Below are 18,073 nucleotides of genomic sequence, written 5' to 3'. Positions count from 1 at the left end.
AGAATTGCGCACGCTATCCGAATGATTATTGCTGTGAAGTTACTCTTCCTTGCAGCTGATCGGCTTTTCTTGTTCCGGATCATCCATCAGATTATACAAATCGGCAGTTTCACCTTTGGTCCACCAGACGTAAATCCCACCCGCATATTTAGCACCAGAACCGGAAAGGACGTTGGCTGCGATGACCGTGTTATCTTCCATTTCAAGCTCAACAAGCGAGTTATCACCCGCATTGTAATAGGTTGCAGAAACATTCTGATCACCGCATTTGTAGAGCACTGAATTTACAGTCACATCAATATCGTCAGGGAGCTGGATCGTGATCTCACCTGCCGATGCATTCGATGCAGCCAGCGAAAGACCTGCCAACAAAATCCATTTCTTCATGCCATCGAACTCCCTGTCAAAATTTTACCTTTCCAGAGTTATAGGTCTGGCTTGAAAAGTCTAGCCAAAGCTTGACGCTCAAACGCCAAAGGCGCACAAGAAATCATGTCTGAGATTCGATCCATTTGTGTTTATTGCGGCTCTTCAACGGGCTTAAATCCAATCTATCGTGAAGCAGGTCTGACGCTCGGTCGTTCCCTTGCAGAACACGGCATTCGCCTTGTTTATGGCGGCGGCACACGCGGCATTATGGGCGCGGTTGCGCAGGGTGTGATGGAAGCTGGTGGCGAAGTCACCGGCATCATCCCGACCTTCCTGCTCGACAAAGAAGCGAGCCTTGAAAAGGCGCAGGAGCTGACTGAACTCATCATCGTCGGCGACATGCACGAACGCAAGCATCTGATGTTCCAGAAGTCCGACGCTTTCGTCACCCTTCCCGGCGGTATTGGCACGGTTGAAGAAATCGTGGAAATGATGACATGGGCGCAGCTTGGCAAGCATCGCAAGCCGATGGTCTTCGCCAATATCAACAATTTCTGGCAGCCAATGCTCACATTGCTTGAGCACATGACAAATGAGGGCTTCCTGCACACCGCGCATCAGGTGAAGCCGCTGGTGATCGATCAGGCGAAAGATATCGTGCCTGCAATCCTCGCTGCCAATGGCAAAGCCCATGAAGGCGATCCAAAAATCATCGAAAAAATGTAATCACCGCACTGAACTATTACGCGTGATTGAAGAACAAGGGCGGAGCGATCCGCCCTTCATTATATCTGGGAGGGCTTGATGAAAACGATTGGATTGATTGGCGGGATGAGCTGGGAAAGCTCGCAGGAATATTATCGCATCATCAATCAGGAAATCCGTGCAAGGCTTGGTGGCACGCATTCGGCCAAAAGCCTGATGTGGTCGATGGATTTTGCTGAAATCGAGCATCTCCAGCATCAGGGCAAATGGGACGAACTGACCAAGCTGATGATTGAAGCCGCGCAAAACCTTGAAAAAGGCGGCGCAGATTTCATCCTCATCTGCACCAACACCATGCATAAAATGGCCGCTGACATTGAACGCACCACGTCGATCCCGCTTGTGCACATTGCAGACCCGACTGCAGAAAAGATAAAAGCCCAAGGCCTCTCCAAAGTAGGCCTTCTCGGCACCGCTTTCACGATGGAGCAGGATTTCTACAAAGGCCGCCTCGCCTCCAGGCATGGGCTTGAAGTTTTGACGCCCGACGATGCCGACCGCAAAACCGTGCATGACATCATCTATCAGGAACTGGTTGTTGGCCAAGTGCGAGATGCCTCACGCGAAAAATACCGCGCGGTGATCCAACGCCTCGTCGAGCGCGGTGCAGAGGCCATCATCCTCGGCTGCACCGAAATCATGCTGCTTATCGGCCAAGAAGACAGCCCCGTGCCAGTGTTTGACACGACACGGTTACATGCCGAAGCGGCGGTAGACTGGGCGTTAAGGCCCGAGCATCGATCCAATAAAAACCGTTCTAAAGTAAAATACTCATTCGCCCCCGACGGCAAAACGTTAGAAACCACCTCCCGACTTGAAAAATGAGCTATCAAAAAGGTAAATAAAAGTCATCATATATAGAAATATGATGAACAAAAATGCTGATCTTAAATATATAAGCCTGTCTTTAACTCTCTCCGTTGCAAAACGGCAATTATGGATAAGTTGAGAAAGCTGCCACTCTAGGCCAGACACTGATTCGCTTTGCATCGCAGAAACCATGTCCCCAGCAGTCTCATCAAATAAGACCTCCAACCTTTCTAAGTCAGATATACTTGCGAGGCCACGCCATGCAAATGTCAAATGTGTCTTTCGAGCATCCTTCACATCATCTGCTTCAATAAAGGCGCTTTTTGTTCTAACGACCAAAGCATCCAGATCACGATTAAAACCAAACATACGTCGGATTTTAGTCGAAATAGAACGAGAAAATACAAATGAAGAACGACTATCTAGGCCAATAAGATCCAAATTCTCATGCGCAGATCGTGCGAGTACTCGTCTATGAACTCTCCCTGGCCCCATTAAAACAAAGGAAACGGGGGAGTTATATATAATTAGAGCGCTGTCTTTTTCCCCGATCATAGAATTATCCCTTGATCAATAAATTTCGAAGCTCATTCTCTAGCTTCAATTTATCCGCCGTTACAAAGTTGCTATGATAAGACTTAGTTATAGGAAAATTAGAGAACTCCTTCCAACGCCCCACTTGATTATCCAACCAACTCTCTAAATCTACTCTTTGTGGTGATGTTTCCCACAAATCTTTTTTATTGAGAATAAAATGCAAGCTTTTCAGCTGCTTCTTCTCCTTACGCAAATAACCACTTAACTGATTCAAAAAAGCCTCGTGCTCTTTTAGCCGATCAAAATCAACACTCATAGAATCTCGTACAGATGAATGATCTAAAAAAATGTAAGCTATATCTGATTTTCCCACGATCTGAAACTGCTGATAGTATTGCTGGCCCGCACCGTCCAATATACCATAATATAAATTTGGATTTCCCGAATTCAAAGAGACAACAAAATAAATATCATCAGTTCTTTCTTGAACAGATTCAACCTCATAATTAATGTAGTTTAAAAGCGTAGTTTTACCAGCCCGCGATGGACCAACAAAACCTACAAGCGTTAAATTCGGATCGAACGTTCCAATTAAAGAAAAATCATCAATTTTTTGATGTAAATAATGCTCAGGAGAAATCAATTTCACGGGGAATGAAGTTACAGCACTCCATGCAGCGACTAAAACCGCGGCACCGAACCCCAACCCCGCCACCACGGGCTGGGAAACTATAAGACCTACACCGCCAATACCTGCAGAACTTATACCAATGATACTATTAGTGGCATCAAGTTTTGACTTGAATTCTTTAGGCCAAGCTTTCCAGTTGCGTTTTGCCATTATTCCCCCCGTTTAAGCCATCCTCCATAGCTACACTAAAAATACCAGTCAATTCCCTAAGCAACTCAATTTTATGATGGATAAATTAAATATAACTAATTCATACTCGGAGTGAATGGGGCTAAGTTCCTCAGCTTCAAATAAAAACTATTACTACCTCTTCACCAGTGTCGCCACGGCTTCGACATGTGGCGACCAGAGGAACTGGTCAATCGGTGTGACGCGGGTGATGCGGTAGCCGCCCTTCACCAGAATGGCGAGGTCACGCGCCAGCGTCACCGGGTTGCACGAGATCGCGACAACCTTCTCCACCTTGGATTTAGCCAGTTCCAGCGCCTGTTCTTCTGCACCCGCGCGCGGCGGATCGAAGACCACTGCATTGTAAGGCAGCAGTTCCTTTGGCATCAACGGACGGCGGAAGAGGTCGCGGCGTTCAACCGAGACAGGTTTTAGGCCCTGCACATGGCGGATACCGCGATCAAGCGCTGCCAGCGCCGGAGCATCGTTTTCGATTGCGTGGACCGCGCACTTTTCCGCAATACGCAGCGCGAATGTGCCCACACCACAGAAGAGGTCTGCAACGCGCTTGGCCTTGCCAAGATGTGCCTGAACCAGCGACACCATCGCTTCTTCTGCATCGACCGTTGCCTGCAAGAAGCAACCCGGAGGCACCGGAACTGGCACATTGCCGATATGAATAACTGGCTTTTTAGGCTCGACGATGATTTCACCTTCATGCGAAAGGCGGGCAAAGCCTTTCTTCATAATGAGTGCGGTGAGCGCGCGGCGCTGCTCGTCGGTGAGTTTGCCGCAGCCGCTTGCCGCCAGATCAAGGCCCGATGCGGTTACGGTTGCCGCCAGTTTGAACGGCTTGGAGCCGGGTGCAATCAACGCGCCCACTTCGCGCAGGTCATCAAGCCGCGAAATGATTTCCGGCACTGTGACGGCGCATTCGACAATATCGATGATCTCGTGGCTCTGGTGTCGGTTAAAGCCAAGCAGCACGCCCTTTTCCGTCTTGCGCGCAGCAAAGGTTGCACGGCGGCGCGACTGTGGCTGGCAAGCGACCAGCTCATCGACTTCAACCTCAAGGCCCCTGCCCTTTAAGGCAGAGACCACCAGTTCGCGCTTCCATGCGCGGTAAGGCTCATCCTGCCAATGCTGCAAAGCGCAGCCGCCGCAATCTTCAAAATGCTGGCAGGCTGGGTCCTGACGCTCAGCGGAGGTTTCAAGCAATGCCATCACTGTCGCGCGGTTTTTGTCGCGCGCCACATTGGCCACTTCGCCGGGCAGTGTGAAAGGCACAAAAAGCTGACCATCGGGAAGATTGGCGACGCCATCGCCGCCCGCACCCATCGAGCGGATTGTTACCTGGGTCGTCATTGGTCTTTCTTTCCTGCCAAGAGATATTCACGATTGCCGTCGCCGCCCTCAATGGGTGACGGGCAAAGGCCGAGCGCGCGCCAACCGGGCTGCGTCTCAAGCCATGATTTCAATTCTTCCGCAATGCGTTCGCCGTCTTTCGGGTCACGCAAAATGCCACCTTTGCCGATGGCTTCACGCCCGGCTTCAAACTGCGGCTTTACGAGAAGCGCGCAGATAGCATCTTTTTGCGCCAAGGCCAATGCCGGTGGCAAAGCGAGTTTCAAGGAAATGAAGCTCACATCCGAAACAACGCAGCCAATATCGCGGCCATCAAGGTGGCTGAAATCCAGCGCACGGGCATTAACGCCCTCCTTGTTGGTGACACGCGGGTCATTGCGGAGGCTCTCGTGCAACTGGTCATGGCCCACATCAATGGCGATGACATGATTGCTGCCGCGCTCCAGAAGCACTTGTGTAAAGCCGCCGGTCGATGCGCCAATATCGAGCGCGCTCACGCCCTTCACATCGAGATTGAAATGATCAAGTGCCGCGATGAGTTTCAGCGCGCCACGCGAAACATAGGCGCTTGCGGGATCATCTACGCTCAGCTCTGCTGTACGCAGTACATTTTGCCCCGGCTTGGTGACGGGCTTGCCGTCAACCTTCACCGTGCCGCGCTGAATTGCGTCACGCGCACGCGAGCGCGTAGCGAACAACCCGCGATCAACCAGCAACTGGTCAAGACGCGGGCGGTTATCCAATGATGCTTCGCTCATCAATCAGGCGCGGAAAGGTGTCGCGATTTCCTCGCGGCCCAATGCTGCAAAGACCGTATGCACGATGCCAGCGCGGTCAAGACCGGCATTGGCATACATAACTTCCGGCTTGGCGTGATCCTGATAGGTATCTGGCAGGGTCAGTACGCGCACCTTGAGGCCGCGATCCAGCAGACCATCGGTCGCAAGGAATTGCAGCACATGGGCAGCAAAGCCACCCGCAGCGCCTTCTTCAATCGTGAGGAGCACTTCATGCTCGCGCGCAAGGCGACGGATGAGATCATGATCAAGCGGCTTGGCAAAACGTGCATCTGCAACCGTTGTGGAAAGACCAGCAGCGGCCAGTTCATCGGCGGCACCAAGACATTCCTGCAAGCGCGTGCCAAATGACAAAAGCGCCACCTTGGTGCCTTCGCGAACGATGCGGCCCTTGCCGATTTCAAGCACAGAACCACGTTCCGGCAGTTCCACGCCGACACCATCGCCGCGCGGATAGCGGAAGGAGATCGGACCTTCGTCATATTCCGCAGCCGTACGCACCATATGGCGCAGTTCGGCTTCGTCAGACGCGGCCATTACAACAAAGCCCGGAAGCGCCGCGAGGAAGCCCGTGTCAAACGAACCCGCATGAGTTGGGCCATCGGCACCCACCAGACCAGCGCGGTCAATGGGGAAACGCACGGGCAGGTTCTGGATCGACACATCATGCACGACCTGATCATAGCCGCGCTGAAGGAAGGTCGAATAGATCGCGCAGAACGGCTTATAGCCCTCGCTGGCAAGACCTGCGGCAAAAGTCACCGCATGTTGCTCGGCAATGCCCACGTCAAAGGTGCGCTTCGGGAAGACCTCACCAAAAAGGTCGAGGCCCGTGCCGGTCGGCATCGCCGCCGTGACAGCGACGATCTTGTCGTCGTGGCGGGCTTCCTCAATGAGGCTTGTGCCAAAAATCTTGGTGTAGCTTGGCGCATTTGCCGGTGGCTTCGACTGCTTGCCGGTGATGACGTCGAATTTGTTCACGCCATGATATTTGTCGGCAGCAGCTTCGGCGGGCGCGTAGCCCTTGCCCTTCTGCGTCACCATATGGATCAGCACGGGGCCGTCCTGCGTGTCACGCACGTTTTTGAGGATCGGCAGCATATGGTCGAGGTTGTGACCATCAATCGGCCCGACATAGTAAAAGCCAAGCTCTTCAAACATCGTGCCGCCGGTGAAGAACGCACGCGTAAACTCTTCCGATTTACGCGCCTTGTCCTGCAAGAACTTCGGCAGCTTCTTGGCAACCTGCTTTGCGGCTTCACGCACGCTACGATAGGTCTTGCCAGATACCAGACGCGCCAGATAGGCGCTCATGGCACCTGTCGGCGGGGCAATCGACATGTCGTTGTCATTGAGAATGACGATGAGGCGCGCATCAAGCGCACCGGCATTGTTCATCGCTTCATAGGCCATACCAGCCGACATGGAGCCATCGCCGATGACAGCGATTACATTGCGCTTTTCGCCCGAAAGATCAGCGGCAACTGCCATGCCAAGACCTGCCGAAATGGAGGTCGAGGAATGCGCAGCACCGAATGGGTCATATTCGCTCTCAGCACGCTTGGTGAAACCGGACAGGCCGTTTTCCTGCCTGAGCGTGCGGATGCGGTCGCGGCGTCCGGTCAGAATTTTGTGCGGATATGCCTGATGGCCCACATCCCAGATGATGCGGTCATGCGGTGTGTCAAAGACGTGGTGCAGCGCGATGGTCAGTTCCACCACGCCAAGCCCCGCCCCCAGATGTCCGCCCGTCGTGGAGACTGCATCGACCAGTTCGGCACGCAGTTCTTCCGCAAGCTTTGGCAAATCCTGTTCCGGCAATTCGCGCAAGGCATCAGGCGTTGGCACCTTGTCGAGCAGCGGGGTAATGGGTCGGGACATTGAAACAACCTGTTTCTGGTAAGATTTTGGTTTGTCGGTATAGCAGCATTATAGGCAGATCAAGCGGACCAAAGATCACATTGTGCCCCGCGAGACATGTTGTCCTATGCGGCGGCTTTTTGTTTTGTCGCATTATCCAACGCAAAACCGCTTCGCACTTTTACTGGAAATGCTCCATCATTCCGGCAAAGGTATGAATTCTTCTTCATCGCCCGGCACAATATCAAAGCGTCCAGTGCGCCATTCCTCTTTGGCCTGTTCAATACGCTCTTTGGAAGACGAAACGAAATTCCACCAGACATATCGCTTGGAACCAAGTGCCGCTCCACCAAATAGCATAAAGTGCGCGCCGTCAGGGCCAGCCTGCACCACGATATCATCACCCGGACGGAAAGCCAGCAGGCGGTCCGCTGGAAACACGTCACCGCCAATGCCGACATTGCCGCGCAGCGTATAGATAGCACGCTCTTCCGTGGTCGGCGGGATATGAAAGCGCCCTCCAGGCAACACTTCAATATCGGCATAAAGTGTCTCCGCGTGCTGGATCACCGGCGATGAAACGCCATGCAGCGAGCCGATAATCAAACGCCCGTTAAACTCGCGATCTTCCATCAGTGGCAGATCGGGCGAATTGGTATGATAGAAATGCGGATCGATTTCTTCAAATTGCTCCGGCAGTGCCAGCCATGTCTGCACACCGGAAATCGACAGCGGCCCATTGCGTTCTTCTTCAGGCGAACGCTCGGAATGGACAATGCCACGACCTGCCGTCATGAGGTTCACATCCCCCGGACGGATGACCATTTCAGTGCCGAGGCTGTCACGATGGCGGATATGACCATCGAAAAGATAGGTCACGGTAGATAGACCGATATGCGGATGCGGGCGGACATCAAGCGCATCGCCATCCTTTAAAACTGCCGGTCCCATGCGATCAAAGAAAATGAAAGGCCCAACCAGACGCCTGCGTACGGTCGGCAAAGCCCGACGCACTTCCAGCCCGCCAATATCGCTCGTACGCGGAATGACCAGAGTTTCAATTGCATCTACGGAAGTCTTGTCGCCAAGAACCGGATCAGGACAAGGGAAAAAACTCATCGGACTGCCACCAAATAAAAGCGCACCGGCAAGCCGTTTGCCGGTGCGTGATGTAGAAAAATAAGACCGTATTAGCGATTGTGCAACAGGCGCGACAATTCGTTTGTGTCTGGCACCTGTCCGTTGGTCGTGAGCTTATCCACCAACCCCGGAAGAACCTGCGATAGCTGATTAAGCAATTCCTGCTGATCAATCCCTGCATGAGCAGCGATTTCGCTCAACGTCTTCTGGCCGAGTGCATCTCCGAGCTGACCTGGTTCAATCTGATGATTGTTGCCCTGCCCAACCCAGGAATCCACCTTATCGCCAAGACCTGCCTGTTTGAGCTGATCGAGAAGACCGCCTAAGCCGCCGCCAAGTGGACCGGGAGCAGTCGGTGCGGAAGCTGCACCGCCACTTGCGAGCGCACCACCCAGCAAACCACCGAGGCCACCCAGAATACCGCCAAGCAGACCGCCACCGTTATCCGCCTGCTGAGGAGCAGACTGGTCTGGAATGGAAGCTGGCTGTTCAGGCTCCTCACTATGCCCTTTCAGCATCTTGCCGACCAGAAGCGCACCGAGCGCGATCAGAACCGGCTTGGCAAGGCTGCCGCCGGGGATCGGCGAATTGTTGGAATTGTCGTCATAACTTCCCATCACACGATACTCCCTGTTGGTCGCTGTGGTTTTCTCACACGCGATAAGTTAAGGTGAAATAAGTTTCCGCCTTTGACAAGCATTATACCTTGCCAAATCGAAACTATTGTGAAAATTTTCTAACTGTCTGATGCAAAACCTTATTTTCGCAATCGGAGATATTAGATGTCTGTAATAAGCTGGATTATATTAGGCTTGATTGCCGGCTTCATCGGCAGCAAAATCGTCAATAAAAGCGGTCAGGGGGTGTTTTTCGACATTGCTTTGGGCATTGTCGGAGCAATCGTTGGCGGCGTTCTTTCTTCCGCTCTTTTCGGTCGAGGCGTCACAGGCGCATTTGATCCAATGAGCCTGATCATTGCAATTATCGGTTCCATTATCGTCTTGTGGGCTTACCACAAGATCACCGGCAAGCGTTCCATCGGCTAACAAAACCAACTATAGTGCTTAGGCTCCGGTTCGCGCCGGAGCCTTTTTATGTTTAGCGTGGTTTCCGAATGAGCTTTATTGAGCCTTATATCGCCGCCTATGGCGCGCTGGCCCTTTTCGTCATCGTCTATTTCGAGTCTTTTGGCGCACCGCTTCCCGGTGAAAGCGCATTGATTGCAAGTTCGCTCTTAGCGCTGCATGGCACACTCAATATCGAGATGGTCATTCTGGCGGTGTTTGTTGGTGCGGTTTTAGGTGATTGTACCGGCTATGCGATTGGACGCTTTGGCGGGCGAGCGCTCATTCTGCGATACGGGCACTACGTGAAACTGACGCCGGAGCGTCTCGATAAATTCGAGAAAATGTTTGAGAGCAAGGGTATTTATGTGGTCGCGACAGCGCGCTTTGTCGTCCTGCTTAGACAATTAAACGGCATTGTCGCAGGTTCCATGAAAATGAACCCTATGCATTTTCTGGCTGCCAATGTGATTGGCGCTGCCGGTTGGACACTTGTCTGGGGACTAGGGCCCTATCTCCTGAGCGGCGTGCTTGCGCCCTACGCCGCCCAGCTCAAGGCGATGTTTTAAGTCTGAGATTTATTCAGCGTCGAGCGGTTCTGTACCCGCTGGCTGACCGTCACGGCCAATGCGAATTTTCTCGACCTTGTCTTCTGCAGATTTGAGCAGCGTATCGCAATGCTTCTTCAGCGCTTCGCCACGCTCATAGATGCGGATGGATTCTTCCAGCGGCACATCGCCCCGCTCCAGATCATCGACGATCTTCTCAAGCTGCTTCAAGGCATCCTCAAAGCTCATAACTGCAATGTCGGTGTTGGACGGTTCGGTTACCATGGTTTATCCTTTCAACAGCCGCGTAATATGAGAAGACGCGGACTGCGACAAGCCCTCAAGATCATATCCACCTTCAAGCACACTCACCAGTCGGTGATTGCAGAACCGTTCAGCACGTTCCATGAGCTTGCCCGTCGCCCAATCGAAATCCGATTCATCGAGATTGATCTCGGCAAGAGGATCGCGGAAATGCGCGTCGAAGCCAGCCGAAATAAGGATCAAATCTGGCCGGAAGTTGTCCAAAGCAGGCAATACACGACTATTAAATGCCTCGCGAAATTCCCGGCTGCCGGTATTGGGCGAAAGCGGAGCATTGACGATGTTACCGACACCTACCTCATCTTTCCGGCCTGTGCCAGGAAAAAGCGGAAACTGGTGCGTCGAACAGTAAAGAACGCTCGGATCATCTTTGAAGATATCCTGCGTGCCGTTGCCATGATGCACGTCCCAATCAACTATTGCGATGCGTTCCGCACCATGATTGCGCTGCGCATGACGCGCTGCGATAGCAACATTGTTAAACAGGCAGAAGCCCATTGCCGTTGACAGCTCGGCATGATGACCGGGCGGGCGTGAAGCGACAAAGACGTTATCAGCTTTTCCGGAAAACACATCGTCTACGGCAGCATTTGCGCCACCAATGGCTAGCAATGCTGCTTCCCAGCTTTTCGGACTCACATAGGTATCGACGCCAAGCTTGTTGATCGGTTGCGGCGCTTCCTCATCGTCTATGCCATCGGGAATTTGCTTACGGATTTCGTCGACATAGCTTTCAGGATGCACGAGCAGGATGGCATCTTCTGATGCCATCCGCGCTTCCACACGGTCGAGACGGTAGAAATCCGGTCCTTCCAGCTCGCTCATCAGCGCACGAATGCGGTCGGGCCGCTCGGGATGTCCGGGCGGCACGATATGTTCAAGATAGGTAGGATGCCAGTAAAGCCGTGTTGTCATTGCGATCCTGTAGCATCTTTAGCCGACAACACTGTGTCAGATGATTTCGGTGCGGGCGATATTGATGCCGAAACCTTCAAGACCAACATAGTGGCGCTCACGCGATGCCAGAAGCACGATCGATGTGATGCCCAGGTCTTTCAGAATCTGTGCGCCCAGACCGATCTGGCGCCATTCTTCTTCGCGGGCCACAGCTTCCGCATGGGCTTCGTGTTCGCCAAGCAGCGCTTCACGCGCACGCGCATCACGGTGATCTGCACGAACCCCGACAGAACCTTCACGCAGGTAAACCAGAACGCCACGGCCTTCCTTGCCCATACGCTTCATAATCGCGTCGAGATTGTTGCCGCTGCTGCCGAAAACATCATTGATCACGTCTTCGCGGTGCAGACGGACAGGCACTTCTTCACCATCACGAATATCGCCAAAGACAACAGCGACATGCTGCATCGGCTCCCACGGCAACTCGTAGGTATAGGCATGGGCCGGGCCAGCACAGGTTTTGACTGGCGCGTCGCTGATGCGCTTGACCAGCGTTTCCTTGCGCTGACGATAGGCGATGAGATCAGCTACCGTAACGCGATGCAGCGTATGCTTTTCAGCAAATGCCGTCACATCAGGGCCACGCATAACCGTGCCATCATCATTGATCAGTTCGCAGATCACGCCGATTGGCGGGAGATTTGCGAGCTTGCAGAGGTCAACAGCTGCTTCCGTGTGACCGGAGCGCATCAGCACACCGCCTTCGCGCGCGATCAGCGGGAAAATATGGCCGGGACGCACGAAATCCGAAGCACCTGCATTCGGGTTTGCGAGGTTGCGGACAGTGAGCGTGCGGTCTTCAGCCGAAATGCCAGTGGTGGTGCCGTGGCGATAATCAACAGTGACCGTGAAAGCCGTTGTGTGAGCGGACTCATTTTCCGCTACCATCGGCGCCAGATTAAGACGCTTGGCTTCATCACGCGTCATTGGCGTGCAGACGATGCCCGACGTGTAACGAACGATGAAGGCCATTTTTTCCGGCGTGCAGTGAACGGCTGCAACGATCAGATCGCCTTCGTTCTCGCGCCCATCATCATCCATGACCACAACAATTTCGCCACGCTCAAAAGCGCGCAGCGCATCAACGACCTGTTTCTGATTATAGCTCATTTCAGCCTCAATGGTTGTACCACAGCTTCAGTCGAAAACCGGCCCTCAGTTCCTGAAACTGAACTTTCTATTTTTTAGATACGTCCCGTCTGTCCACGATGGCGCAGATAGTGATCGGCAATTGCGCAAGCGACCATCGCTTCGCCAATCGGCACAGCGCGAATGCCCACGCAAGGATCGTGGCGTCCTTTGGTCATCACATCCACTTCTTTGCCGTCCTTATCAATGGATTTGCGTGGCGTCAGGATCGATGACGTCGGCTTCACTGCAAAGCGTGCCACCACGGGGGCGCCGGTTGCAATACCACCAAGCACGCCGCCCGCCTGATTGGACAGGAACATCGGCTGACCATCATTACCGATACGCATTTCGTCGGCGTTTTCTTCGCCTGTCAGGCGCGCAGCCTCAAAGCCGTTGCCAATTTCGACGCCTTTCACGGCATTGATCGACATCAGCAGGCTGGCAATATCCTGATCGAGCTTGCCATAGATCGGCGCACCAATACCTGCAGGCACGCCATCTGCGACGATTTCAATAATCGCGCCGATGGAAGAGCCATTCTTACGGATGCCATCCAGATAGTCCGCGAAGACCTCCACAGAACCAGCATCCGGCGTGAAGAACGGGTTGTTATCGACTTCGTTCCAGTCCCAGCGCGAGCGATCAATGTCGTGCACACCCATCGAGACGAGCGCACCACGCACCTGCAAACCCGGAACAACCTTACGAGCAATTGCGCCAGCCGCAACGCGGGCTGCGGTTTCGCGTGCCGAGGAACGACCACCGCCGCGATAATCGCGAATGCCGTATTTGACGTCGTAAGCATAATCGGCATGGCCCGGACGATACTGCTTTGCAATATCACCATAATCCTTGGAGCGTTGATCTGTGTTTTCGATCATCATCGAAATCGGCGTGCCGGTGGTGGTCATGGTGACGCCATCGTCGCCCAGAAGCACACCAGAAAGCACACGAACCTGATCCGGCTCGCGACGCTGGGTCGTATATTTCGATTGACCCGGCTTGCGCTTATCGAGATAGGACTGAATTTCGGCTTCGGTAAAGGTAATGCCAGGAGGGCAACCATCCACGACACAACCAAGCGCAATACCATGGCTTTCGCCCCAGGTGGTTACGCGAAACAGATGACCGAAACTGTTATGAGACATGAGCTAAGCCTGATTACGGAGCGCCTTTGCCGGCAAGATATGGGCCGGTTTTATTGGCCTTTTGAGCAACGGTCAAATTATAGCTGGGATTAGCCACATACGGTTCGCAAAATTTCCATCGGATCATCCACATACCGCATTCTTTTTGACACATTCCGTCGGCTAAAATGCGCCCACAATCAAGTTGCGCCCTTTAGTTTCAGCCCATACTGTCGGCTCATACAAACTTTGAGGGAAGCAATTGCGCAAAATGCAATTCGTGTCGAATCAGTCAGTTGACGGTCGGGCACTCAAAAGGAGGATGACACCCATGCAGTATATTGTGGGACTGCTCTTCATTATTGCCTCGCTCTTTTCGACCGTTGCCATGGCGGATGATGTCGAAGGCAAGATCACCGGCATCAATCAGGATAAAGAAACAATTACACTGGATGACGGCAAGACCTACAAATTGCCCGGAGAGTTCGATTTCTCTGCTATCAGCAAGGGCATGAAAGTTATCATTCTCTATGATGAAGCCGACAATACGCGCTTCGTCACCGACATTCAGGAAGCCCCATAAGATCAGCTTACCGCAAGCACTAGACCCGTGTCGTACTGGCGAACAAAATCGACGCGGGTTCCATTCCAGTGATAGCTGTAGTGCCGACCCTGAACGGGAATCGTTATAACATTCGGCCAGAAAATCCCGATACAAGAGCCACCGCGCATCCGCACACTTGGCCAGAGAAGTCCGTTGCTTCCCGCTGCGCGCAGATCTTTTCCCTCAATATGTGAAGCCCCATAGTCAACCGGATCAAGCACGCCTGGTACTTTGCTCACATCGTCCAGTTCCTGTTCGACACTGCCAATCAGCACCCGAAAATCGGAAGTCCAGCCCGGTTCTTCATCGGTTGCCCGCATGAATTTTTCATGGTGATGGATGGTTTCCGCCACCGCCACATCTTCACGATCAGCGGCATAATAAATACCGTAGCTGCCATCGCTGAAACGCCCCGGACGGGTTGTCGAGCAATGTACGAAAGGCGCCATCACATAGGTTGCACCCTGCCCGGCAACGCGCCGATCAGCAGGCACCTTGCCAAGATCGCCAATTTCGAAACGAATGCGCGGGTTTGTCTTCTCCTCAACCGAAGCCAGCGCCTCCCAATCACGCGGATCAGCGATATCTTCAAACAGATCGATTGGCGGATGGATGGAGCGGATGATGCGAAAAGTCTGTGGCCAGTGAACATGTTGCTTTTGAGCCAGCCCGCTTACCATGCGCCGCGCTCCGCATTGAGCCATTCTCGTAGTGCAGCAAGATCTGAAATTTCACCACGCAACATGAGATCGAGCGCCGACAAACCGCCGAATGCGGCATTTGGCTTTCTGATCCAGGTGTAGCCGCGCGTAGCATCGCGGAACATGTAGCGCAGGCCTTTGTGAATGCCCATAAGATGCGCCATACGCATCCGCAAGTCACGGTCGATGCGACCTATGCTCCCTTCTTTCCAGCGCGCCCATGTTCGCGGGGACATATCACCCAAAAGCGTACTGGCTTCCGTATCTGACAGTTTCCACGCTTTGAACAAATTGACCGTGGTGCGCGCCAATGCGCCCGCTTCTTCGTCAGTGATTACCTTCGACAGATTGCCCGCAGGCGTTATGCTGATTGGCTGAAGCTCCATGGCATACCTTCCTTATGGCGGAAAGATAGCATAATTTTGCCAAATGGCAAGAAACAGAAAACTCACGCGCTTATTCGACGCGAAGCCATCCAGTGCGAATGACGTGTGCCCATTCTTCCCTGCCTGCCTTCTCAGCAAGCAAAACCATTCGAGATGGGTCATATGGGATACTGCGGAATGTAACACGCCAGTTACCTGCATCATCATCGATTACAGCATAAGACGCATTCGGCGTTCCGGTCTGCACAATATGTGGCACGGGCTGATCGTCATCATAGCCGGGACAGCCAACGCTGCCGGGATTGACGATCTGGCGACCATCGCTCAACCGCACAACGCGCGGCGTATGCGTATGACCGCAGAGGATCAGTGATGCGGCAATGCCTTCTGCTTCCGCTTCAATCTGCTTTTTCGGCCTCAGCACGACATCGCCAGTGGCAGTCACAGTTTCGAGCCAGTAAGTCGTGTCACTCGTGGGCGTGCCGTGGCTCAGAAAAATGCGGCCATCTGCGAGAACTTTGGTTGCGGGCATATCTCGCAGCCAGGCAAGATGCCGCTCTTCCAACTGGTCATAGGCAACGCGATCAGATGGGCCCATGTCTTCGACGGCTTTTTCAACCAGCCAACGGTCATGATTGCCACGAATTGCAATCATCTCACGCGCCATCAGCATATCCGCCGTTTCTCGCCCAGCGAGCGGCCCACTTAAATGATCCCCGAGATTGACAATGGTTTGGATATTCAGGGCATCAATATCAGCGAGCACTGCTGCCAGCGCATCACTGTTGCCATGAATGTCAGCAATAACCGCAAAGCGTTTGAATGACATGAACACTCGCAAAGTAGGGCTTTTCAACGACCGCAACGACGCAGCGTATCGATATCAAAAGCTACCCGGCTTTTAAGAGCAGTTCCAGTTAATATTGAACCGTTGGAACCGCTCTATCTTTTTGTTTTTACGCATTATCCCTATGCAAAACCACTTCACAATTTTGCTGGAAATGCTTTAAACCCAATCAAGCTTGCCGTTTTCGAACTTCAATATCTTGTCCTGCGGGATGGAGATATTTGCAGCATCGTGGCCGTCGATATCACCATAGAGATAAAACAGGGTGCGAATGCAGCCGCCATGCGTCACACAGACGGTTGGCCATTCGACCGCTTCAACCCAGCGCCCGATACGCTGAGAAAGACGCATATAGCTTTCAGCCGTTTCGCCCGGCGGGATGAAGTTCCACTTATCGCGAGCGCGCGCTTGCACAAGGTCATCACGCTCCTTGGCAATATCTTCCATCATGAAGCCTTGCCAATCGCCGAAATTCACTTCCATAAGCTGCGGATCAGTACGGAAATCATATGGGTCGAGACCCATGCGCAGGCGAATGCGCTCCATTGTTTCGCGTGTGCGGCGCAGCGGGCTTGCAACGAAATCATAACCGGCACCGTCGCCAATCAGCGATTTCAGCATATCGCCGTTACGGTCTGCCTGGGTACGTCCATGGGCGTTGATATCAATATCAAGCTGCCCCTGAATGCGCTGCGAGACATTCCAATCCGTCTCACCGTGACGCGAAAAGTAGATGATCTCCCGAGCCAAAGCATTACCTCTATCTGCCGCTAATGATTTTCTGGCGCACATTATGCTAGTGCCCATTCTTTGGATAACCTTCCCGCTGACGGAAAGACAAAAGAAAAATCCCGAAAAGTCGGTCAACTTTTCGGGATTTCGTCTTACAACAATCAGTCTTTAACGACTGAGATATCCGGAGCGTCAACAGCCTTCATGCCGATGACGTGGTAGCCGCTGTCAGCGTGGTGAACTTCACCCGTGACCGAGCGCGAGAGGTCAGAGAGGAAGTAAAGGCCAACATCGCCCACTTCATCAATCGTAACCGTGCGGCGCAGCGGTGCGTTATACTCGTTCCACTTGAGAATATAGCGGAAGTCACCAATGCCGGATGCAGCCAGAGTCTTGATAGGACCTGCTGAAATCGCATTGACGCGGATATTCTGCGGGCCAAGATCAACGGCCAGATACTTGACGCTTGCTTCAAGAGCAGCCTTTGCAACACCCATGACGTTGTAGTTCGGCATGACTTTTTCAGCGCCGTAATAGGTCAGCGTCAAAATGGAGCCGCCATCAGCCATCAGCTTTTCCGCGCGGCGCGAAATTGCCGTCAGCGAATAAACCGAAATCAGCATGGTGTTCTGGAAGTTCGCTTCGCTGGTATCGACGTAACGCCCGGTCAGTTCATCCTTGTCGGAGAAACCAATGGCGTGAACGACGAAGTCGAGCTTGCCCCACTTCTTTTCAAGTGCTTCAAAAACAGCATCAATGCTTGCGCCGTCAGCAACATCACAATGTCCTGCAACGAAAGCATCCAATTCTTCGGCCAACGGCTCCACGCGCTTCTTCAGCGCATCACCCTGATAGGTGAATGCGAGTTCCGCACCAGCTTCACGAGCGGCCTTGGCAATACCCCAGGCGATGGAACGGTTGTTGGCTACGCCCAGAATCAATCCGCGCTTGCCCTGCAACAAACCTGACTTTGCGGTCATTAAGGGTCCTCATCGAAATATAATCAACTAGATGCCCTATCGCACAGGCTTGCAACAGCTTCAAGCAATTGCGCATAAAAAGCCGGGTATTGTGATTTTATCGCACAACAGAGTTGTGCTTGAGCATCGGTTGAGGACGCAAAAGACACTGCTAAGCCTTTTTACGGGGA

22 protein-coding genes are annotated in these 18,073 nt (G+C 53.0%); 5 read left to right on the top strand and 17 right to left on the bottom strand.

The genetic code is table 11. The features are described 5' to 3' along the window. Window positions 1–39: 39 nt before the first annotated feature. The gene (locus CEV34_RS09640; protein WP_007873786.1) at window positions 40–387 is read right to left on the bottom strand and encodes an MliC family protein; all 348 of its coding nucleotides are present in this window, start codon (window positions 385–387) and stop codon (window positions 40–42) included. Window positions 388–492: 105 nt separating this feature from the next. Between CEV34_RS09640 and CEV34_RS09635 the strand changes: the two genes are divergently transcribed. Together CEV34_RS09635 and CEV34_RS09630 are read left to right on the top strand one after the other, a co-directional pair. Beyond that, window positions 493–1,095 carry an LOG family protein gene (locus CEV34_RS09635; RefSeq protein ID WP_007873784.1) on the top strand — a complete coding sequence of 201 codons (603 nt, stop codon included), beginning with the start codon at window positions 493–495 and terminating at the stop codon, window positions 1,093–1,095. Between the two features lie 78 nt (window positions 1,096–1,173). Next, complete coding sequence (locus CEV34_RS09630; RefSeq protein ID WP_007873782.1) at window positions 1,174–1,959, top strand: aspartate/glutamate racemase family protein; 786 nt, start codon at window positions 1,174–1,176, stop codon at window positions 1,957–1,959. Here CEV34_RS09630 and CEV34_RS09625 read toward each other — a convergent pair. The 7 genes from CEV34_RS09625 to CEV34_RS09595 form a co-directional block, all read right to left on the bottom strand. Beyond that, window positions 1,930–2,499 (bottom strand): hypothetical protein, encoded by a 570-nt coding sequence (locus tag CEV34_RS09625; protein WP_039859533.1) that lies wholly within the window; start codon window positions 2,497–2,499, stop codon window positions 1,930–1,932. The genes CEV34_RS09630 and CEV34_RS09625 overlap by 30 nt on opposite strands. 4 nt (window positions 2,500–2,503) lie before the next feature. Beyond that, window positions 2,504–3,322: a GTPase domain-containing protein gene (locus CEV34_RS09620; protein WP_094543534.1), complete on the bottom strand. Its 819-nt coding sequence runs from the start codon at window positions 3,320–3,322 to the stop codon at window positions 2,504–2,506. A gap of 153 nt (window positions 3,323–3,475) precedes the next feature. After that, complete coding sequence (locus tag CEV34_RS09615) at window positions 3,476–4,705, bottom strand: class I SAM-dependent RNA methyltransferase (protein ID WP_007873776.1); 1,230 nt, start codon at window positions 4,703–4,705, stop codon at window positions 3,476–3,478. Beyond that, window positions 4,702–5,463, bottom strand: coding sequence for a TlyA family RNA methyltransferase (locus tag CEV34_RS09610; RefSeq protein ID WP_007873774.1), 762 nt, complete (start codon window positions 5,461–5,463; stop codon window positions 4,702–4,704). The genes CEV34_RS09615 and CEV34_RS09610 overlap by 4 nt, the downstream gene beginning before the upstream one ends. Before the next feature lie 3 nt (window positions 5,464–5,466). Then, window positions 5,467–7,383 carry a 1-deoxy-D-xylulose-5-phosphate synthase gene (gene dxs / locus CEV34_RS09605; protein WP_007873772.1) on the bottom strand — a complete coding sequence of 639 codons (1,917 nt, stop codon included), beginning with the start codon at window positions 7,381–7,383 and terminating at the stop codon, window positions 5,467–5,469. Between the two features lie 177 nt (window positions 7,384–7,560). Then, window positions 7,561–8,481, bottom strand: coding sequence for a pirin family protein (locus CEV34_RS09600; protein WP_007873771.1), 921 nt, complete (start codon window positions 8,479–8,481; stop codon window positions 7,561–7,563). Window positions 8,482–8,552: 71 nt separating this feature from the next. After that, on the bottom strand, window positions 8,553–9,119 hold the full coding sequence (locus CEV34_RS09595) for a YidB family protein (RefSeq protein ID WP_079211567.1): 567 nt from the start codon (window positions 9,117–9,119) through the stop codon (window positions 8,553–8,555). Between the two features lie 165 nt (window positions 9,120–9,284). Between CEV34_RS09595 and CEV34_RS09590 the strand changes: the two genes are divergently transcribed. Together CEV34_RS09590 and CEV34_RS09585 are read left to right on the top strand one after the other, a co-directional pair. Continuing rightward, window positions 9,285–9,548, top strand: coding sequence for a GlsB/YeaQ/YmgE family stress response membrane protein (locus tag CEV34_RS09590; RefSeq protein WP_007873766.1), 264 nt, complete (start codon window positions 9,285–9,287; stop codon window positions 9,546–9,548). A gap of 68 nt (window positions 9,549–9,616) precedes the next feature. Next, window positions 9,617–10,135 carry a DedA family protein gene (locus tag CEV34_RS09585; RefSeq protein ID WP_064320253.1) on the top strand — a complete coding sequence of 173 codons (519 nt, stop codon included), beginning with the start codon at window positions 9,617–9,619 and terminating at the stop codon, window positions 10,133–10,135. A 9-nt stretch (window positions 10,136–10,144) separates the two neighbouring features. On the opposite strand, the gene CEV34_RS09580 is transcribed toward CEV34_RS09585, so the two are convergent. The 4 genes from CEV34_RS09580 to aroC form a co-directional block, all read right to left on the bottom strand. After that, complete coding sequence (locus tag CEV34_RS09580) at window positions 10,145–10,399, bottom strand: exodeoxyribonuclease VII small subunit (protein WP_007873761.1); 255 nt, start codon at window positions 10,397–10,399, stop codon at window positions 10,145–10,147. A 3-nt stretch (window positions 10,400–10,402) separates the two neighbouring features. Continuing rightward, a complete protein-coding gene (locus tag CEV34_RS09575; protein ID WP_007873759.1) occupies window positions 10,403–11,353 on the bottom strand; it encodes a histone deacetylase family protein in 951 nt (316 codons plus the stop codon). Window positions 11,354–11,389: 36 nt separating this feature from the next. After that, window positions 11,390–12,505, bottom strand: a complete 1,116-nt coding sequence (ribB, locus tag CEV34_RS09570; protein WP_007873757.1) for a 3,4-dihydroxy-2-butanone-4-phosphate synthase — start codon at window positions 12,503–12,505, stop codon at window positions 11,390–11,392. A gap of 74 nt (window positions 12,506–12,579) precedes the next feature. Beyond that, window positions 12,580–13,674, bottom strand: coding sequence for a chorismate synthase (aroC, locus tag CEV34_RS09565; protein ID WP_007873754.1), 1,095 nt, complete (start codon window positions 13,672–13,674; stop codon window positions 12,580–12,582). Window positions 13,675–13,984: 310 nt separating this feature from the next. Here aroC and CEV34_RS09560 point away from each other — a divergent pair, with 310 nt between their 5' ends. Beyond that, the gene (locus tag CEV34_RS09560) at window positions 13,985–14,236 is read left to right on the top strand and encodes a DUF1344 domain-containing protein (RefSeq protein WP_007873752.1); all 252 of its coding nucleotides are present in this window, start codon (window positions 13,985–13,987) and stop codon (window positions 14,234–14,236) included. Between the two features lie 2 nt (window positions 14,237–14,238). On the opposite strand, the gene CEV34_RS09555 is transcribed toward CEV34_RS09560, so the two are convergent. From CEV34_RS09555 to fabI, 5 genes are all read right to left on the bottom strand, one after another. Then, complete coding sequence (locus tag CEV34_RS09555; RefSeq protein ID WP_007873750.1) at window positions 14,239–14,937, bottom strand: RES family NAD+ phosphorylase; 699 nt, start codon at window positions 14,935–14,937, stop codon at window positions 14,239–14,241. Further along, complete coding sequence (locus CEV34_RS09550; protein WP_007873748.1) at window positions 14,931–15,344, bottom strand: MbcA/ParS/Xre antitoxin family protein; 414 nt, start codon at window positions 15,342–15,344, stop codon at window positions 14,931–14,933. Before CEV34_RS09550 ends, CEV34_RS09555 begins: the two co-directional genes overlap by 7 nt. Before the next feature lie 70 nt (window positions 15,345–15,414). Beyond that, on the bottom strand, window positions 15,415–16,173 hold the full coding sequence (locus CEV34_RS09545; RefSeq protein ID WP_007873747.1) for a metallophosphoesterase family protein: 759 nt from the start codon (window positions 16,171–16,173) through the stop codon (window positions 15,415–15,417). 177 nt (window positions 16,174–16,350) lie between these two features. Continuing rightward, a complete protein-coding gene (locus CEV34_RS09540) occupies window positions 16,351–16,941 on the bottom strand; it encodes a histidine phosphatase family protein (protein ID WP_007873745.1) in 591 nt (196 codons plus the stop codon). A gap of 143 nt (window positions 16,942–17,084) precedes the next feature. Beyond that, on the bottom strand, window positions 17,085–17,903 hold the full coding sequence (fabI, locus tag CEV34_RS09535) for an enoyl-ACP reductase FabI (RefSeq protein ID WP_007873744.1): 819 nt from the start codon (window positions 17,901–17,903) through the stop codon (window positions 17,085–17,087). Between the last annotated feature and the right edge of the window lie 170 nt (window positions 17,904–18,073).

It is taken from the genome of Brucella pseudogrignonensis (assembly GCF_002252525.1).
GTDB lineage: Bacteria > Pseudomonadota > Alphaproteobacteria > Rhizobiales > Rhizobiaceae > Brucella > Brucella pseudogrignonensis.
Note: the sequence above shows the minus strand (reverse complement) of the source record. Positions and strands in the feature narration are given on the sequence as shown.

Bases quoted from the DNA above. Each gene is read 5' to 3' on its own strand.
- CEV34_RS09545 (WP_007873747.1), bottom strand. From the start codon at position 16,173: ATGTCATTCAAACGCTTTGCGGTTATTGCTGACATTCATGGCAACAGT.
- CEV34_RS09635 (WP_007873784.1), top strand. From the start codon at position 493: ATGTCTGAGATTCGATCCATTTGTGTTTATTGCGGCTCTTCAACGGGC.
- CEV34_RS09630 (WP_007873782.1), top strand. From the start codon at position 1,174: ATGAAAACGATTGGATTGATTGGCGGGATGAGCTGGGAAAGCTCGCAG.
- CEV34_RS09555 (WP_007873750.1), bottom strand. From the start codon at position 14,937: ATGGTAAGCGGGCTGGCTCAAAAGCAACATGTTCACTGGCCACAGACT.
- CEV34_RS09615 (WP_007873776.1), bottom strand. From the start codon at position 4,705: ATGACGACCCAGGTAACAATCCGCTCGATGGGTGCGGGCGGCGATGGC.
- CEV34_RS09550 (WP_007873748.1), bottom strand. From the start codon at position 15,344: ATGGAGCTTCAGCCAATCAGCATAACGCCTGCGGGCAATCTGTCGAAG.
- CEV34_RS09600 (WP_007873771.1), bottom strand. From the start codon at position 8,481: ATGAGTTTTTTCCCTTGTCCTGATCCGGTTCTTGGCGACAAGACTTCC.
- CEV34_RS09625 (WP_039859533.1), bottom strand. From the start codon at position 2,499: ATGATCGGGGAAAAAGACAGCGCTCTAATTATATATAACTCCCCCGTT.
- CEV34_RS09595 (WP_079211567.1), bottom strand. From the start codon at position 9,119: ATGGGAAGTTATGACGACAATTCCAACAATTCGCCGATCCCCGGCGGC.
- fabI (WP_007873744.1), bottom strand. From the start codon at position 17,903: ATGACCGCAAAGTCAGGTTTGTTGCAGGGCAAGCGCGGATTGATTCTG.
- ribB (WP_007873757.1), bottom strand. From the start codon at position 12,505: ATGAGCTATAATCAGAAACAGGTCGTTGATGCGCTGCGCGCTTTTGAG.
- CEV34_RS09575 (WP_007873759.1), bottom strand. From the start codon at position 11,353: ATGACAACACGGCTTTACTGGCATCCTACCTATCTTGAACATATCGTG.
- CEV34_RS09620 (WP_094543534.1), bottom strand. From the start codon at position 3,322: ATGGCAAAACGCAACTGGAAAGCTTGGCCTAAAGAATTCAAGTCAAAA.
- dxs (WP_007873772.1), bottom strand. From the start codon at position 7,383: ATGTCCCGACCCATTACCCCGCTGCTCGACAAGGTGCCAACGCCTGAT.
- CEV34_RS09585 (WP_064320253.1), top strand. From the start codon at position 9,617: ATGAGCTTTATTGAGCCTTATATCGCCGCCTATGGCGCGCTGGCCCTT.
- CEV34_RS09580 (WP_007873761.1), bottom strand. From the start codon at position 10,399: ATGGTAACCGAACCGTCCAACACCGACATTGCAGTTATGAGCTTTGAG.
- CEV34_RS09560 (WP_007873752.1), top strand. From the start codon at position 13,985: ATGCAGTATATTGTGGGACTGCTCTTCATTATTGCCTCGCTCTTTTCG.
- CEV34_RS09590 (WP_007873766.1), top strand. From the start codon at position 9,285: ATGTCTGTAATAAGCTGGATTATATTAGGCTTGATTGCCGGCTTCATC.
- aroC (WP_007873754.1), bottom strand. From the start codon at position 13,674: ATGTCTCATAACAGTTTCGGTCATCTGTTTCGCGTAACCACCTGGGGC.
- CEV34_RS09640 (WP_007873786.1), bottom strand. From the start codon at position 387: ATGAAGAAATGGATTTTGTTGGCAGGTCTTTCGCTGGCTGCATCGAAT.
- CEV34_RS09610 (WP_007873774.1), bottom strand. From the start codon at position 5,463: ATGAGCGAAGCATCATTGGATAACCGCCCGCGTCTTGACCAGTTGCTG.